Source organism: Plesiomonas sp., assembly GCF_051650925.1.
GTDB lineage: Bacteria > Pseudomonadota > Gammaproteobacteria > Enterobacterales > CAMTGL01 > Plesiomonas.
Map to the genome: position 1 here is coordinate 1 of NZ_JBOFRH010000478.1, position 1,622 is coordinate 1,622.

Annotated in this window: 1 protein-coding gene; it reads right to left on the minus strand. The window is 42.5% G+C overall.

Annotation, left to right across the window (positions count from 1 at the left end):
* Positions 1 to 1,325 (minus strand): flagellin N-terminal helical domain-containing protein (locus tag ACRC27_RS11655; RefSeq protein ID WP_438639929.1); only part of this gene is annotated, 1,325 nt, incomplete at its 3' end.
* Positions 1,326 to 1,622: the final 297 nt, after the last annotated feature.

A 1,622-nucleotide genomic window follows, 5' to 3' on the forward strand; every position in this document is an offset into this window, starting at 1 on the left:
ATACGGCTACGGCCTGCAGAAGCATTTTCCTGGATATTACCCAAGTTGCTAACAGTACTAGATAGACGGTTCTGCAGCGCACCCAGATCAGAGCGCTGGTCATCGATAGATGCCAGAGCGCCATCGATAGCGCTAATTGCTTGCTGAGCACCGTCTTGAGTTGAAAGATCAATATCAGCAATAGACTCTTTCTTTGCACCAACGGTAGCACCGGAATTACCTAAACCAAGAGTTTTACCGCCAGATGTGATATTAAAGCTGTCATTTGCGGTGTAGGCAATTTCACCACCAACCATTACAGCAGGTGTAGCACTGGATAATGTAGCAGAAGTACCAGAAGTACCAGCACCTGAAGTAACGGTAACTTCATTACCTGCACTTGCATTTTTATTCTGGATTTGAATATCTTCGCCTGCTTTATTGTTCAGCTGCAACTTGCCGTTATCATTAACCGTTGCAGTAATGCCTGTTTTGGCTGACTTAGCATTGATCTCTTCAGCTTGTTTATTCACATCACTGGAGTTTACAGTAATACGCTCTGCATCGCGGCCACCGGCAGCAATAGTGATATCCATTGAGCCACCCGCGGCAGCAAGTGTTAACGAGGTATTTGCCTCAGCCTTGATCCCTGTTTGGGCACTTTGTCTATTCACTGACTCTGCAATAGTTTTTGCTGAGTCACCGGCAGAAACGTTAACATCAACATCTTTTTTGCCTTTTAAGGTCAATTTACCAGCTGATACACCATTACTTGTAGCTGATGTGGCTTTACCTGCAGTAAGAGTACCAATACGATCAGCACGGTGTGCATTCGCACCCAAATCTTCAGCTTTAGTACTCTTCAGTGATAAATCGATAGTTTCATTAGCTTCAGAACCCACCTGCAAGGTTTTAGTACCAAAAGAGCCGTCAAGCAACTTCTGGCCACCAAAAGTAGTGGTTTCAGCCATACGGGTCATCTCATTTTTTAATGCTATCACTTCCTTTTGGATTGCAGCACGATCTTCTGTTGAGTTTGAACCGTTAGCTGATTGCAGTGATAGATCACGCATTTTATTCAGGATATTACTTGATTCCTGCATTGCACCTTCAGCAGTTTGTGCAATAGAAATACCGTCGTTGGCGTTTTTCATTGCCACGCCCAGACCACTGATTTGCGAACCTAGGCGGTTAGAGATTTGCATGCCAGCAGCATCATCTTTTGCCGAGTTAATACGGTTACCGGTAGACAGACGCTGCATAGAAACATTCAGTGCATTGTTGGTTTTACCTAGGTTACGCTGAGCATTCAGTGCGGTTACGTTGGTATTTACTGTAATAGCCATGCTTGTAATCTCCGTTAAACTTGCCGCTCAGCATACTGCCCGCAGCAACTTATTGATTAGTGTTACACCATTATTTATCTATTTATTTATCGGCACTGCCGACAACAACATTAGCCCGTTGAGCAATTTTTTATTTTCATCACTAAGGCTAACATTGCAGCCAGCATGCTGACTGCTTGTATATAGTTAATCGGCGGTAATCAAAAAACTTGAGATTTTTTTCAGAAGTTAATGTAACATACTGTTTTTAAAGTTTATTATTCATACGAATCAAACTGTAAGAAACATATAAAAAAT